The following is a 14,899-nucleotide window of genomic DNA, read 5'->3' on the forward strand; positions in this document are numbered from 1 at the left end:
GCCATGGACAGCTATTCCTTCCTGCGCGAACTGGCCGACAGCTGGGTGCTGCTGCTGCTGGTGCTGTTCTTCCTGGGGACGATCGTCTTCGCCTTCAGGCCAGGCTCGCGCCCGCTGCACCGAGACGCGGCGGAAAGCATCTTCCGCAACGAGACGAATCCCGCCCCGGCGGGCGAGAAGGAGGTCGAGTGATGGCCGATACCGACGACGAGCACACCAGCCCGCAGAACCCCGACAACCGGATCGAGCTGGAACGCCAGGCCGCGGACGAGGCCCACAAGGCCAGGATCCTGGCCGATCCGCCCGAGGGGCCGGGCGGCCAGCCGCTGCATCCGCCGGTCACGCCCCGGCCCGGCAGCACCCGCGTGGTGCGCGACCGCAAGGGCGGGCGGCGGGTGGTCGAGGTGCCCTCGACCGGCCACAGCTGGGACGGGATCGAGGAATACGACAACCCGCTGCCGCGCTGGTGGCTCTGGACCTTCTACGCCACCATCGTCTGGGGGCTGGCCTATATCATCGCCTATCCGGCCATTCCGCTGGTGAACGGCGCGACGCAGGGCATCCTGGGCCAGAGCTACCGTTCCGACGTCGCGGCCGAGATCCAGCGCTTCAACGAGGCCAACGCCCCGATCCAGGCCCGGCTGGTCGAGACGCCGCTGGACGAGATCGCCGCCGATCCGGAGCTGGCGAACTATACCGCCAATGCCGGCGCCGCGATCTTCCGCACCTGGTGCGCGCAATGTCACGGCTCGGGCGCGGGCGGGGCCGCGGGCTATCCCTCGCTGCTGGACAACGACTGGCTCTGGGGCGGCTCGCTGGACGAGATCCATACCACGGTCCTGCACGGCATCCGCGATCCCAAGGACGAGGATACCCGCTATTCGGAGATGCCGCGCTTCGGCGCCGACCAGCTTCTGGACAATATCCAGATCCGCCAGGTCGTGAACCATGTGCTGGAACTGGGCGGCCTGCCGCATGACGCGCGGCTCGCGGCCGAGGGGGCGGCGGTCTATGCCGACAACTGCTCGGCCTGCCATGCCGAGGACGGCACCGGCGACCGCAGCCAGGGTGCGCCCGACCTGACCGATGCGGTCTGGCTCTACGGCTCGGACCCGGAGACAATCACCCGGATCGTGCATTCCGGCCCCTTCGGCGTGATGCCGGCCTGGTCGGACCGCCTGTCCGAGGCGGATATCCGCGCCGTCGCCTCCTACGTCCACAGCCTTGGCGGTGGCGAATAACAGATCCCGAGATCCGCGGCCGGGCAACCGGCCCCGGAGGCACCGGCCCCCCGTCCTGTTCGCGCGTTTCCAAGGGGGGCCGGTGTTCATATGAAACGCCAGGCCCTGCGTCCCCTGCAAGCGGCGCGCCCGCTTTTTTCCGGTGGGATGCGACAATGCGGCCCATGCCCCGGCTTTTTCGCCCCGGCTATAAGCCAGCCTGCCCGTGCTTGACGCAGATCAATGCGCCGTCGCGGCGAGGCTCTATACCCGAGCCACGCGAACAGGAGCCAATCATGTCGAATTCCGACATCGACCCGCCACATCTCTATGCCGCCCGCGAGCCGATCTTTCCGCGGCGCGTCCAGGGTTGGTTTCGCAACCTGAAATGGGTCATCATGGCGGTGACCCTGGCGATCTATTACGTCACGCCCTGGTTTCGCTGGGACCGCGGCCCCGGCATGCCCGATCAGGCGGTTCTGGTCGATCTGGCCAATCGCCGCTTCTATTTCTTCTGGATCGAGATCTGGCCGCACGAATTCTATTTCGTCGCCGGCCTGCTGGTCATGGCGGGGCTGGGGCTGTTCCTGTTCACCTCGGCCCTGGGGCGGGTCTGGTGCGGCTATGCCTGCCCGCAGACGGTCTGGACCGACCTGTTCATCCTGACCGAGCGCTGGGTCGAGGGCGACCGCAACGCCCGGTTGCGGCTGTGGAACGCACCCTGGGATGCCAGGAAGCTGCGGCTGCGGCTGGCGAAATGGGCGATCTGGCTGGTGATCGCGCTGGCGACCGGCGGCGCCTGGATCTTCTATTTCACCGATGCGCCGACGCTGCTGGGCAACCTGCTCACCGGCCAGGCCCATCCGGTCGCCTATACCACCATGGCCATCCTGACCGCGACCACCTTCGTCTTCGGCGGCTTCGCGCGCGAGCAGATCTGCATCTATGCCTGTCCCTGGCCGCGCATCCAGGCCGCGATGATGGACGAGGACACGCTGACCGTTGCCTATCGCGACTGGCGGGGCGAGCCGCGCGGCAAGCTGCACAAGGGCGAGGCGACGAAATCCGACGGCGGCGCCAAGGGCGACTGCATCGACTGCATGGCCTGCGTCAACGTCTGCCCGATGGGCATCGACATCCGCGACGGCCAGCAGATGGAATGCATCACCTGCGCGCTTTGCATCGATGCCTGCGACGACGTGATGGACAAGATCGGCAAGCCGCGCGGGCTGATCGACTACATGGCGCTGAAGGACGAGACGGCCGAGCGCGCCGGCGCCGCGCCCAAGCCGCTGATCAAGCACATCCTGCGGCCGCGCACGGTGCTGTATTTCACCCTCTGGGCCGGGATCGGCGTGGCGCTGCTGGTGGCGCTGTTCCTGCGCTCGCCCTTCGACCTGAACGTGACGCCGGTCCGCAACCCGCTTTACGTCACCATGGCCGACGGCGCGATCCGCAACACCTATGCGCTGCGGCTGCGCAACAAGCAGGGGGATGCGCGCGACTTCACCGTCTCGGTCACCGGCCCCGACGGCGCGGTGCCGCAGGGCGTCGGTCTGGTGCTGGAGGGCCTGCCGGGCGCCGGGGTCAGCGTCCCCGCCGACAGCACACATACCCAGCGCCTCTATGTGACCGCCGAAAAGGGCTCGGCGCTGGCCGAGAGTGGACAGAGCGAGTTGACGCTTTGGGTCGAGGATGCCACCGATGGGGTGCGATCCCGGATCGGCACCGTCTTCCATGGAAGGAGCGAATGATGCCCCGCGAACTGACCGGCCGCCATGTGCTGATGATCACCCTTGCCGCCTTCGGCACCATCATCGCGGTGAACCTGTTCATGGCGTTCAAGGCGGTCGGCACCTTCCCGGGACTCGAGGTCAAGAACAGCTATGTCGCCTCGCAGAATTTCGACCGGGAACGCAATGCGCAGGCGGCGCTGAACTGGACGGTGACGCCGGATTACGACGGGCGCGAACTGGTGCTGGCGATCCGCGACGGACAGGGCAACCCGGCCCCGGTCAGCACGCTCGAGGTGACGGTCGGCCGCCCGACCCATCTGCGCGACGACCAGCGCCCGCAATTCACCTATCAGGGCGGGCTGTTCCACGCGCCGCTGGAACTGGCGTCGGGGCTGTGGAACATCCACCTGACCGCCACCGCGCCGGACGGCACGGTCTTCCGCCAGCGCATCGACCATTACCACGGCAGCCGGGTGAACTGAGATGTCGGACGCCGCGCTGCACGACCACGACGCCCGGCTCTCGGCCTGCCCGGCCTGCGATGCCGCACCGCTCGCGCAGCGCATCGCCGGAGCCCGGGGCGGGCAGGACGAGGTCATCCTGTCACTGCCCACCATTCATTGCGCGACCTGCATCACCGATGTCGAGCGGGTGCTGAACCGCCATCCCGGCGTCAGGGATGCGCGGGTCAACCTGACGCTGCGCCGCGTGACCGTGGATGCGCCCGGCCTGACCGCCGAGGAGCTGATCCCCGTGGTCGAGAGCATCGGCTACGAGGCGCATGAGCTCGACCCCGCGGCGCTGTCGGCCAGCGCCGCCGACCGCCAGGGCCGCGACATCCTGATGCGCATCGGCGTGTCGGGCTTTGCGATGATGAACATCATGATCCTGTCGGTTGCCGTCTGGTCGGGGGCCGAGGACGCGACGCGCGACATGTTCCACTGGATTTCCGGTGCCATCGCCCTGCCGACCGTGGCCTTTGCTGGCCAGCCCTTCTTTTCCAGCGCCTGGCGGGCGCTGCGGCATGGCCGGCTGGGGATGGACGTGCCGATCTCGCTGGCGCTGATCCTGGCCAGCGCCATCTCGGTCTACGAGACGCTGCATTCCGGCCATCACGCCTATTTCGACGCGGCGGTGATGCTGTGCTTCTTCCTGCTGATCGGGCGCTATCTCGACTATCGCACCCGCGCCGTCGCCCGTTCCGCCGCCGAGGAGCTGACCGCGCTGGAGGTGCCGCGCGCCTTCCGCATCACCCCGGCCGGCGACGAGCCGGTGCCGGTGGCCGAGCTGCGCCCCGGCGATCTGATCCGCATCCGCCCCGGCGCCCGCATCCCCGCCGATGGCGAGATCGCCGAAGGCAGCAGCGAGATCGACCGCTCGCTCCTGACCGGCGAGAGCATTCCGGTTCCCGCCGGCCCCGGCTTCGCGCTTTCGGCGGGCGAGGCGAACCTGACCGGACCGCTGGTCATGCGGGTGACGGCGGCCGGGCGCGACAGTTCGCTGGCGCGGCTGACGGCGCTGGTGGCGGCGGCGGAATCGGCGCGCGGGCATTACACCGGGCTGGCCGACCGCGCCTCGCGGCTTTATTCGCCGCTGGTGCATCTTCTGGCCTTCTGCAGCTTCCTTGGCTGGTATCTGACCACGCATGACCTGCGGCTGGCGGTGAACGTGGCGGCGGCGGTGCTGATCATCACCTGTCCCTGCGCGCTGGGTCTGGCGGTGCCGGCGGTGATCACCGCGGCCTCGGGCCGACTGTTCCGGCGCGGCATGCTGATCAAGGACGGCACCGCGCTGGAGCGTCTGGCCGAGGTCGATGCCGTGGTCTTCGACAAGACCGGCACCCTGACGCTGGGCGTGCCGCAGTTGGTCTTGCTGGACCCGATCCCGGCGGAGGCCCGGCCCGTGGCGCTGGCCCTGGCGCAGGGTTCGGGGCATCCCTTGTCGCAGGCTCTGGCGCAGGCGCTGGTCGATGCCGGCACCGAGCCCGCCGCGCTGGCCGACCTGCGCGAGGTGCCGGGCTATGGCATTTCCGGCCTGTGGCAGGGGCGCGAGGTGCGGCTGGGCCGTGCCGACTGGCTGGGGGCCGAGCATGGCGACGCGACGCTTTCGGCAAGCTGGCTGTCGCTCGGGCAGGGGGCGCCGATCCGGCTGGAGTTCTCGGACCGGCTGCGGCCAGGGGCCGAGACCTGCGTGGCGCGGCTGCTGGGCTCAGGCCGCCGGGTGATGCTGCTGTCGGGCGATGCCGCGCCGGTGGTCGAGGATCTGGCGCGGCGGCTCGGCATCGCGGAATGGCGGGCCGGCGTCACCCCGGTCGAAAAGGCCGAGACCCTGCGCCGGCTGCGGCAGGAGGGGCTGCATCCGCTGATGGTCGGCGACGGGCTCAACGACACCGCCGCGCTGACCGAGGCGCATGTCTCGATCTCGCCCGCCTCGGCACTGGATGCGGCGCGGACGGCCTCGGATATGGTGCTGATGGGCAGCGACCTGGCCCCGGTTGCCGAGGCGCTGGAACTGGCGCGAAGCGCCCGTGCCCGCATCAAGGAGAATTTCGCCATCTCGCTGATCTACAACATCGTCGCGGTGCCCATCGCCATCGCGGGCTTCGCCACGCCCCTGATGGCGGCGCTGGCCATGTCGCTGAGCTCGATCAGCGTGACGCTGAACGCGCTGCGGCTGCGGTAAAGGGGGGAAGATGGAAATCCTCGGCCTTCTCATTCCGGTCTCGCTGGGGCTTGGCGGGCTTGGCCTCCTGGCCTTCATCTGGTCGCTGCGCGGCCGGCAATACGACGATCCCAAGGGCGATGCCGAACGGATCCTCAGCCCGGAATGGGACGATCATCCGAAACCGTGATGCCGGGCTGCGGCCTGGGTCCGCGGTCACGGCCTTGTTGGCTTGCATTGTCACCGCCGAAAGGCCAATCAGGCGCGAGCCAACAGACAGGTGAGCGATGGCCAGTCCCGCCCCGTTTTCGCGTTACGAATTCCTGATCGCCTGGCGCTATCTGCGCGCCCGCCGCGCCGAGGGCGGGGTCAGCGTGATGACCTGGATCAGCCTGATCGGCATCACCCTGGGCGTCATGGCGCTGATCACCACCCTGGCCGTGCGCGCCGGCTTTCGCGCCGATTTCGTCGATACCATCCTGGGCGCCAACGCCCATAGCACGGTCTATTACGCGCCCACGCAGATCTATAACGAACTGACCGAAGAGACCTATGTCACCCCCGGCCGGATCGAGGATTACGAGGCGCTGGCCGCGAAGATCGCGCAGATCCCCGGCGTGACCCGCGCGGTTCCGGCGGTTCGCGCGCAGGTCATGGCGCGGCAGGGCGATGCCATGGGGGTGGGCGACGTCTACGGCATCACGCTGGAGGCGCTGAAATCCATGCCGGGCATCGCCGACCCGGAACGCGCTGCCGGCGATCCCGAGGATTTCGACAAGGGCATCGCCATCGGCGTCGGCATGGCGCGCGATCTGGGCATCGGGGTTGGCGACCGGCTGCAACTGGTCGCGCCCGAGGGTGCCAGGACCGCCTTCGGCACCACCCCGCGCATCGAGGCCTATGAGGTGGTCTATATCTTCTCGGCCGGGCGCTACGACGTGGACAAGGCGCGCATCTACATGCCCATGGCCGAGGCGCAGACCTTCTTCAACCGCGAGGGCGTCGCCGACGAGATCGGGGTCTTCGTCGCCGATCCCGAGCGGGTCGACGACTGGACCCTGCCGCTTTTGCAGGCGGCGGGCGAGCGCGGGCAGGTCTGGACCTGGCGCGACGCCTCGGGCTCGTTCCTGGCGGCGCTCGACATGGAGGATGACGTGATGTTCGTCATCCTGTCGATCCTGGTGCTGATCGCCTCGATGAACATCACCTCGGGGCTGATCATGCTGGTCAAGAACAAGGGCCGCGACATCGGCATCCTGCGCACCATGGGCCTGACCGAGGGCGCGGTGCTGCGGGTCTTCTTCCTTTGCGGCGCCTTTACCGGGGTGATCGGCACCCTCGCCGGCGTGGTGCTGGGCGTGGCGCTGTCGCTGAACGTCGACCATATCATGGCGGCGCTGAACGCCCTGACCGGCGGCAATGCCTGGCAGCCCGAGGTGCGCGGCATCTACCAGCTCACCGCCGATCTGCGGGCCTGGGACATCTTCCGCGCGGCGGCCCTGTCGCTGGCCCTGTCCTTCATCGTCACCATCTTTCCCGCGCGCCGCGCCGCGCGCATGAATCCGGTCGAGGCGCTGCGCTATGAATGACGTCCTGGTTCTGGAAGGGATTTCCAAGACTTACGGCATCGGGGGTCCCGCGCCGGTGCCGGTTCTGGACCGGCTGTCGCTGCGCGTCGGCCGGGGCGAGGTGGTGGCGCTGGTCGCCCCCTCGGGCGCCGGCAAGTCCACGCTGCTGCATATTGCCGGCCTGCTGGACATGCCCGATGCGGGGCGGGTGGCGATCAATGGCCGCGACATGGCCGGGCAAAGCGACCGGGCGCGGACCGAGGCGCGGCGCGAACAGCTGGGTTTCGTCTATCAGTTCCACCACCTGCTGCCGGAATTCTCGGCCGCGGAGAATATCGTCCTGCCGCAACTGGCCAACGGCATCGCCCGGGGCGCGGCGCGGGCGCGGGCGCTGGACCTGCTGGGCCGGGTCGGGCTGTCGCATCGCGGGGATCACCGGCCGGCGCAGCTGTCCGGGGGCGAGCAGCAGCGGGTGGCCTTCTGCCGGGCGTTGGCGAACCAGCCCTCGCTGCTTCTGGCGGACGAGCCGACGGGGAACCTGGACCCCGCGACCTCGGACAAGGTCTTCGACGTGCTGATGGCGCTGGTGCGCGAAACCGGTCTTGCGGCGCTGATCGCCACGCATAACATGGAACTGGCCGGGCGCATGGACCGGGTGATCCGGCTGGGCAGCTGAGCCATGCGGGACGCCGGATGTGCTTGGCAAAGGGGGCGCCGATGCGGGTGATGGCGGCGATCTGCGCCTGTTCGCTGGCGGCTCCGGCCTCGGCGGACCCGTTCGAGCAATTCGGCACGGCGATGAAATACGGCCTGCCGCTGGCGGCTGCAGTCTGCGCGGCGGATCAGGGCCGGCTTGAGGATTTCGCCGTCCGCGGTGTGCTGCAGGCGGCGCTGGTCTGGGGGATGAAGGAATTCTTCGACGGTGCGCCGGTCTCGCGCCGGCCCTCGGGCGGGGGCAAGGGTTTCCCCTCGGGCCATACGGCGGCGGCCTTCTTCGGCGCCGCGGACCTGGCCGGGAAATGCTTCGACGACCGGCCCGGGGCCGGGGCGCTGGCCTATGGCGCGGCGGGGATGACCGGCTGGAGCCGCGTCCATGCGGGCGAGCATACGCCCGCGCAGGTCTGGACCGGGGCGCTGATCGGGATCAGATTCGGCGCGGCGAGCTTCGGGATCGGAACCGACGGAGCGAGCTTCTCGGTCGGGATGCGGTTTTGAGGCCTTAGCCGTCATTCGGCCGTTACCATCCGACAGCTATGTCGTCCCTTGATCCAGGGAGGCGCGATGTCTGACCTCGAACATCTTATGCAAGCGGCGCTGAACCTCGCAGAGCTCGGGGCGCAGATTTCTGCCAAAGCATGGGGCGGTGACCTTGCCGTGACCTACAAAGCCGATGGCTCGTCACTGACGCAGGCCGACCTGTCCATCGAGGCTCTATGGCGAGAGCGGATCAAACGGCAATTCCCTTCGCACGGCATTCTGGGCGAGGAATACGGTTCCGACACAGGAAGCAGCGCCTTCACCTGGGTGCTCGATCCGATCGACGGAACACGCCAGTTCGGGACGGGGCTGTTGAACTTCGCATCGCTGATAAGCCTGTGCCGGGACGGTCTGCCGGTTCTGGGTATCATCGACTTGCCGATGCCGGACGCGCGTTACGTGGCGGCGGAGGGGAAAGGCACCACATTCGCCGGCCGGACTGTCCGCAGCAGCATGCGCCGCAACATGGCGGAGGCCGTGGTCAGCCTTGCCAACCCTGACAGCTTCCGGGGCGAGAGCGCCGCAGGATACCAGAATTTCCGCTCGGCGGGGCGGGTGAGGGTCTTTGACGGCGGCGCTCCCGCATATGGTGCGCTTGCCAGAGGACTCATCGACATTTGCCTCAACGGCGATGATCTGGACGCCTACGACATTTGCGCCCTGTGCCCCGTGGTGCAGGAAGCCGGAGGCAAGATTACCGACTGGAAGGGACGGTCACTGTCATTCGCTTCGAGTGGAGCCATCGTCGCCAGTGCCTCCCCCGAACTCCATGCAAAGGTTTTGGATCGGCTCTTGCCGAATGGCTGACCGTCCGCTTCGTCCCGCATAGCCCGACAAGGCGATCCCGACCTTCCTGCTCGAACGATCCCCTACGCCGCGCGGGGGCCTGCCAGGATCACCATCGCCCCCAGCACGCAGAGCGCGCCGCCAAGCAGATCCCAGCGCGTCGGCACCTGGCCCTCGGTCAGCCAGAGCCAGCCAAGCGAGGCGACGACGTAGATGCCGCCATAGGCCGCATAGGCGCGGCCGGCGAAATCGGTATCGACCCGCGTCAGCAGAAAGGCGAAGGCGGCCAGCGACAGCATTCCCGGCACCAGCCAGAGCGGCGATTTCCCCAGCCGCAGCCAGGCCCAGAAGGCGAAGCAGCCGGCGATCTCGGCCAGCGCCGCCAGGACATAGACCGCAATCGGGGCGGCCAGGATCACACGTCCAGTTCCTCGGTATCGGCGAACTGGGCATTCTCCTGGATGAACTGGAAGCGCAGCTCGGGCTTCTTGCCCATCAGCCGCTCGACCAGATCGCCGGTCTCGCCGCCTTCCTCCTCGTCGATCGAGACGCGGATCAGCTTCCGCGTCCTGGGGTTCATCGTCGTGTCCTTCAGGTCCTTGGCATCCATCTCGCCCAGGCCCTTGAAACGCTGCACGTCGATCTTGCCCTTGCCGCCCAGGCCCTTGGCAAGCATCGCCTCCTTCTCGGCATCGTCGGCGACATAGACGCGATGGGCGCCTTGCGTCAGCCGGTAGAGCGGCGGGCAGGCCAGATACAGATGCCCCTTGTCGATCAGCGGCCGCATCTGGGTGAAGAAGAAGGTCATCAGCAGGCTGGCGATATGGGCGCCGTCGACATCCGCATCGGTCATGATGATGATCTTGTCATAGCGCAGATCGTCGATGTTGAATTTCGAGCCCATGCCGACGCCAAGCGCCTGGCAGAGATCCGAGATTTCCTGATTGGACCCGAGCTTGGAGGAGGCCGCGCCCAGCACGTTCAGGATCTTGCCGCGCAGGGGCAGCAGCGCCTGGGTGGTGCGCTCGCGCGCCATCTTGGCGCTGCCGCCCGCCGAATCGCCCTCGACGATGAAAAGCTCGGTGCCCTCGCGATTGGTGGCCGAGCAATCGACCAGCTTGCCGGGCAGGCGCAGCTTTTTGGTCGCCGACTTGCGGGCGGTTTCCTTTTCCTGCCGGCGGCGCAGCCGTTCCTCGGCCCGCAGCACCAGGAAATCCAGGATGGCGCCGGCCGATTTCGTATCCGCCGCCAGCCAGTTGTCGAAATGGTCGCGCACCGCGCCCTCGACCAGCCGCGCCGCCTCGGTGGTGGCCAGCCGGTCCTTGGTCTGGCCGACGAACTCCGGCTCGCGGATGAAGCAGGAGACCAGCGCGCAGCCGCCCGCCAGCAGGTCGTCGCGGGTGATCTGCGCCGCCTTCTTGTTGCTGACCCGCTCGCCATAGGCGCGGATGCCGCGCAGGATCGCCGACCAGAAGCCGGCCTCATGCGTGCCGCCCTCGGGCGTGGGCACGGTGTTGCAATAGGACTGGATGAAGCCGTCGCGCGACGGCGTCCAGTTGATCGCCCAGTCCACCTTGCCGGGCGTGTTGAACTTTTCCTTGAAATCGACGCTGCCGGCAAAGGGCCGGTCGGCATAGGTCGAGGCATTGCCCAGAACCTCGGTCAGGTAGTCTGCCAGGCCGCCGGGAAAGTGGAAGCTGGCCTCCAGCGGCGTCTCGCCGTCGTCGATCTCGGATTTCCAGCGGATCTCGACGCCCGAGAACAGATAGGCCTTGGACTTGACCATGCGCAGCAGCCGCGCCGGCTTGAAGCGGTGATGGCCGAAGATCTGCTCGTCGGCATGGAAGGTGACGGTGGTGCCGCGCCGGTTCGGGGCGGCGCCGACCTTCTCGACCGGGCCAAGCGGCAGCCCGCGCGAGAAACGCTGCTCGTAAAGCTCGCGGTTGCGGGCGACCTGCACCACCATGCTGTCCGACAGCGCATTGACCACCGAGGCGCCGACGCCGTGCAAGCCGCCCGAGGTCTGATAGGCGTCGCCCGAGAACTTGCCGCCGGCATGCAGCGTGCACAGGATCACCTCCAGCGCCGATTTGCCGGGGAATTTCGGATGCGGGTCGATGGGGATGCCGCGGCCGTTGTCGCGGATGATGACCGAGTAATCGGCCAGCAGCTCGACCTCGATGCGGGTGGCGTGGCCGGCCACCGCCTCGTCCATCGAGTTGTCGAGGATTTCGGCCACCAGGTGATGCAGCGCGCGTTCGTCGGTGCCGCCGATATACATGCCCGGACGCTTGCGGACCGGCTCCAGCCCTTCGAGCACCTCGATCGAGGAGGCCGAATAGCTTTCGGAAGCCTTATCCGCGGCGGGGAAGAGATCGTCGGCCATGACACCTGCTCGTCTTGTTCTTCTGGGGCGCGGTTATCTCATGCCCGACGGGGCGGGGGCAAGGGAAAGTGGATCGGCGGCGGTGCACCGCAAGGGGTGGCGTGAGAATATGAACAATTTGTGCAAAATTCCTGACGATCTTGATGCGGATCAAGGCCGAGACCCGAATCCTGTGGCAAGCTTTCAATGTCTGGAAATGGCACAGGGAGCGAGGGATATGGACCGTGACCCGATCTTGAGCGGAACCCTGGTCACATCGGCGGGTAGCGAGTCTTCTGTGGCTGAGGCGGGGAAGGCAGAGCAATCCGCCGCCCCGCCTTTTGTCTTGCCGGACGGGCCCGGCAGCGGCGGGCCGAAAAGCTTTCCCAGCCTTGACCCGGACGCGATCCGGCTGGCTTTCGAGACCGGACGCTATCCCTATCCGCGCCGCATGGGGCGCGTCGCCTATGAGCGGGAAAAGGCCCGGCTGCAGGCGGAACTGCTGAAGGTGCAGATCTGGGCGCAGGAGACGGGGCAGAAATTCGTCATCCTCTTCGAGGGGCGTGACGCCGCCGGCAAGGGCGGCACGATCAAGCGCTTCATGGAGCATCTGAACCCGCGTTTCGCCCGGGTGGTGGCGCTGAACAAGCCCTCGGAGGTCGAGCGCGGGCAATGGTTCTTCCAGCGCTACATCCAGCACCTGCCGACAGCCGGCGAAATGGTGTTCTACGACCGCAGCTGGTACAACCGCGCCGGGGTCGAGCGGGTGATGGGCTTCTGCTCGCCGGTCGATTACCTGGAATTCATGCGTCAGGCGCCGGAGTTCGAGCGCATGCTGGTCCGCTCGGGCATCCGGCTTTACAAATACTGGTTCTCGGTCACCCGCGACGAGCAGCGCGCCCGTTTCAAGGCGCGCGAGACCGACCCGCTGAAGCGCTGGAAGCTGTCGCCCATCGACCTGGCCTCGCTGGACAAATGGGACGACTACACCGAGGCGAAGGAGGCGATGTTCTTCTATACCGACACCGCCGACGCGCCCTGGACCATCGTCAAGTCGAACGACAAGAAACGCGCGCGGCTGAACTGCATGCGGCATTTCCTGTCGACGCTGGATTATCCCGACAAGGATCCGGCCATCGCGGCGGCGCCCGATCCGCTGATCGTCGGCCATGCCAGCCATGTGATCCACTCGGCCGAGCATATCCTCGGCACGTCCCTGCATCCCGACCGCCGGCGATCCGCGCCGCCCTTGGGCTAGGGAACGGCGGGCCCGGGACCGGAAGCCGGGTCACTCGGGCTCGGCCAGCCGCTCCTGCCACATCTTGCGAAAGGCCGGGCGGGCCTGGCAATCGGTCAGCCATGCGGAGACGGCGGGGAATTGCTCCATCAGCGCGCCATGACCCTGGGCATAGCGCAGGATCTCGGCCAGGTTGAGGTCGGCCACGGTGAAGCGGCCGCCGACCATATGGCCGTGGCGGGCAAGGTGGTCCTCGAGCACGCTCAGCGGCCGGACCAGCCGTTCGGCCGCATTGGCGACCGTCGCCTGGGCCGTGCCGGATTGCGCCTGACCCTTGCCGTGGTTGAACAGGATGGCCAGCGCATCCGGCTCGACGGTGGTGCAGGCGTAGAAGCTCCATTGCAGCATCAGCGCGTCCTCGACGGCATCGGCCGGGCCGAAGGGCTGGCCGTATTTCCGCGCCAGATGCAGCGTGCAGGCCAGCGATTCCGACAGCACCAGGTCGCCGTCCTGGATTACCGGGACGGCGCCGGCGGGCGAAAGCTTCAGGAAGCTCTCGGAACGGGTGTTCAGGGGCGCGTCCGGCGCATCGGGTTCGGCCAGGCGATAGGCCTGGATCACCGGGACCTGCTTGAAGGGAATGCCGAGCTCGTGGCACAGCCAGATGATGCGCGAGGCGCGCGAGCGGGTGACGCCATAGACGGTCAGCATGGGCTCTCTCCTGGTTCCGGCGCGAGCTTAGGCGCGTTCAGAGCACCTGGGCAAGATAGCGCATCATATTGCCGCCCATGACCTTGGCGATCTGCTGGTCGCTCAGCCCCGCATCCAGCAGCGCCTGGGTCAGCGCGGCCAGATGCGCGGCGTCGAAGGGCGCATCGACCGAGCCGTCGTAATCCGAGCCCAGCGAGACGTGATCCTCGCCCACCAGCGCGATGGCGGCCTGGATGGCGCCGGCAATGTCGGCCGGGGTCTTGCCGCAGACCACGTCGGCCCAATAGCCGATGCCGATCAGCCCGCCCTTTTCGGCGATGGCCTTCAGCAGCGCGTCCTCCAGGTTGCGCGGGCTGGGGCAATGGCCATGGACGCCGGTATGCGACAGGATGGGCTGCGTGCCCGGAATGGCCAGCACGTCGCGCACCACTTCCGGGCTGGCATGGGCCAGGTCGATGATCATGCGCTTGGCCATCATCTCTTCGACCACCTGCCGGCCGAAGGGCGTCAGCCCCGAGCCGCTGCCGCCTTCGCCATGCAGGCTGCCCCCGAGCTCGTTGTCGAAGAAATGCGTCAGTCCCAGCAGGCGGAAGCCGGCGCCGTAAAGCACCTGCAAATTGGCGATATTGCCCTCGAGCGGGTGGCCGCCCTCGGTCCCCAGCAGGGCGCCCAGGGTCTTGGCGCCGTTCTGCCGCGCCTCGAGCAGGGTCTGCAGATCCTCGGCCGAGCGGATCAGCATCAGCTGTTCCGGCGCTCGTTCGGCGGCCCGGCGCAAGGCGGCGGCCTGGACCAGCGCACGCTCCTTCAGGCTGAACCAGCTGGGCAGCGGGCGCAGTTGGCCGATGAAGAGCGGCGTGATGTTGTCCGGCGCTTCGGCGGAGTTCCTGCTGTAATTCTGGCCGCGCGGGCTTTTGGTCACGGTGGTGAAGACCTGCAGCGCGACATTGCCCTGGACCAGCCGCGGGATGTCGGTATGACCGCGGTCGGCGCGCTTGAGCAGGTCGCGATCCCACAGCAGCGCGTCGGAATGCCAGTCGCCGATCACCAGCCGCTGGTGCAGCGCCTCCGCCTGGGTCGAGACGGGCCAGCCCCCGGCCGGCATAGTCACCGGATTCAGGCGGCGCTCGACGAAACCCGGTCCCCAGATCGCCACCGCGATGGCGGCCAGCACCGCCAGTCCCAGAAGGCCCAGGATGATGCGACGGATCATGCGGATCATGCCGTTCCCTTTTCCCTGTTTGCCGGCAGGATAGGCCGGTCGCGCGTTTCAGGCGACGGAAAACTGTCGCAAACGCAATTCCTCGATGCTCTCGGAGGAAGAGGGGCTCCGCCCCATCCCTTCGGGATTCCCCGGGATA

General features: G+C 67.8%; 15 protein-coding genes. 11 read left to right on the forward strand and 4 right to left on the reverse strand.

All coding sequences use genetic code 11. The annotated features are described in order from the left end of the window. Nucleotides 1–3 precede the first annotated feature (3 nt). The 10 genes from L632_RS0105130 (at nucleotide 4) to L632_RS0105175 (ending at nucleotide 9,249) form a co-directional block, all read left to right on the forward strand. Complete coding sequence (locus L632_RS0105130) at nucleotides 4–192, forward strand: CcoQ/FixQ family Cbb3-type cytochrome c oxidase assembly chaperone (protein WP_028711439.1); 189 nt, start codon at nucleotides 4–6, stop codon at nucleotides 190–192. Next, nucleotides 192–1,241: a cytochrome-c oxidase, cbb3-type subunit III gene (gene ccoP / locus L632_RS0105135; RefSeq protein ID WP_198019301.1), complete on the forward strand. Its 1,050-nt coding sequence runs from the start codon at nucleotides 192–194 to the stop codon at nucleotides 1,239–1,241. The genes L632_RS0105130 and ccoP overlap by 1 nt, the downstream gene beginning before the upstream one ends. 275 nt (nucleotides 1,242–1,516) lie before the next feature. Next, nucleotides 1,517–2,974 (forward strand): cytochrome c oxidase accessory protein CcoG, encoded by a 1,458-nt coding sequence (ccoG, locus tag L632_RS0105140; protein WP_028711437.1) that lies wholly within the window; start codon nucleotides 1,517–1,519, stop codon nucleotides 2,972–2,974. Continuing rightward, on the forward strand, nucleotides 2,974–3,438 hold the full coding sequence (locus L632_RS0105145; RefSeq protein ID WP_028716443.1) for a FixH family protein: 465 nt from the start codon (nucleotides 2,974–2,976) through the stop codon (nucleotides 3,436–3,438). Before ccoG ends, L632_RS0105145 begins: the two co-directional genes overlap by 1 nt. 1 nt (nucleotide 3,439) lies before the next feature. Further along, nucleotides 3,440–5,638 (forward strand): heavy metal translocating P-type ATPase, encoded by a 2,199-nt coding sequence (locus L632_RS0105150; protein WP_036697419.1) that lies wholly within the window; start codon nucleotides 3,440–3,442, stop codon nucleotides 5,636–5,638. A 10-nt stretch (nucleotides 5,639–5,648) separates the two neighbouring features. After that, on the forward strand, nucleotides 5,649–5,807 hold the full coding sequence (gene ccoS, locus L632_RS0105155; protein WP_028711434.1) for a cbb3-type cytochrome oxidase assembly protein CcoS: 159 nt from the start codon (nucleotides 5,649–5,651) through the stop codon (nucleotides 5,805–5,807). Nucleotides 5,808–5,904: 97 nt separating this feature from the next. Next, nucleotides 5,905–7,206: an ABC transporter permease gene (locus tag L632_RS0105160; protein WP_028711433.1), complete on the forward strand. Its 1,302-nt coding sequence runs from the start codon at nucleotides 5,905–5,907 to the stop codon at nucleotides 7,204–7,206. Continuing rightward, complete coding sequence (locus L632_RS0105165) at nucleotides 7,199–7,861, forward strand: ABC transporter ATP-binding protein (protein ID WP_028711432.1); 663 nt, start codon at nucleotides 7,199–7,201, stop codon at nucleotides 7,859–7,861. Before L632_RS0105160 ends, L632_RS0105165 begins: the two co-directional genes overlap by 8 nt. Before the next feature lie 41 nt (nucleotides 7,862–7,902). Beyond that, nucleotides 7,903–8,400 (forward strand): phosphatase PAP2 family protein, encoded by a 498-nt coding sequence (locus tag L632_RS0105170; protein ID WP_028711431.1) that lies wholly within the window; start codon nucleotides 7,903–7,905, stop codon nucleotides 8,398–8,400. Nucleotides 8,401–8,466: 66 nt separating this feature from the next. After that, nucleotides 8,467–9,249: an inositol monophosphatase family protein gene (locus tag L632_RS0105175; RefSeq protein ID WP_028711430.1), complete on the forward strand. Its 783-nt coding sequence runs from the start codon at nucleotides 8,467–8,469 to the stop codon at nucleotides 9,247–9,249. A 62-nt stretch (nucleotides 9,250–9,311) separates the two neighbouring features. On the opposite strand, the gene L632_RS0105180 is transcribed toward L632_RS0105175, so the two are convergent. Both L632_RS0105180 and parE read right to left on the reverse strand, forming a co-directional pair. Continuing rightward, nucleotides 9,312–9,647 (reverse strand): YnfA family protein, encoded by a 336-nt coding sequence (locus L632_RS0105180; protein ID WP_028711429.1) that lies wholly within the window; start codon nucleotides 9,645–9,647, stop codon nucleotides 9,312–9,314. Further along, a complete protein-coding gene (parE, locus tag L632_RS0105185) occupies nucleotides 9,644–11,614 on the reverse strand; it encodes a DNA topoisomerase IV subunit B (RefSeq protein WP_028711428.1) in 1,971 nt (656 codons plus the stop codon). Before parE ends, L632_RS0105180 begins: the two co-directional genes overlap by 4 nt. Nucleotides 11,615–11,831: 217 nt before the next feature. Between parE and ppk2 the strand changes: the two genes are divergently transcribed. Further along, nucleotides 11,832–12,851: a polyphosphate kinase 2 gene (ppk2, locus tag L632_RS0105190; protein WP_028711427.1), complete on the forward strand. Its 1,020-nt coding sequence runs from the start codon at nucleotides 11,832–11,834 to the stop codon at nucleotides 12,849–12,851. A 30-nt stretch (nucleotides 12,852–12,881) separates the two neighbouring features. Here ppk2 and L632_RS0105195 read toward each other — a convergent pair whose 3' ends face one another. Together L632_RS0105195 and L632_RS0105200 are read right to left on the reverse strand one after the other, a co-directional pair. Beyond that, nucleotides 12,882–13,541: a glutathione S-transferase family protein gene (locus L632_RS0105195; protein WP_028711426.1), complete on the reverse strand. Its 660-nt coding sequence runs from the start codon at nucleotides 13,539–13,541 to the stop codon at nucleotides 12,882–12,884. A 37-nt stretch (nucleotides 13,542–13,578) separates the two neighbouring features. Beyond that, entirely contained in the window at nucleotides 13,579–14,760 is a 1,182-nt protein-coding gene (locus tag L632_RS0105200) for a dipeptidase (RefSeq protein ID WP_028716444.1), read from the reverse strand. Nucleotides 14,761–14,899: the final 139 nt, after the last annotated feature.

Origin of the sequence: Paracoccus sp. J39 (assembly GCF_000518925.1) — a bacterium.
In the GTDB taxonomy this organism is placed as follows: domain Bacteria; phylum Pseudomonadota; class Alphaproteobacteria; order Rhodobacterales; family Rhodobacteraceae; genus Paracoccus.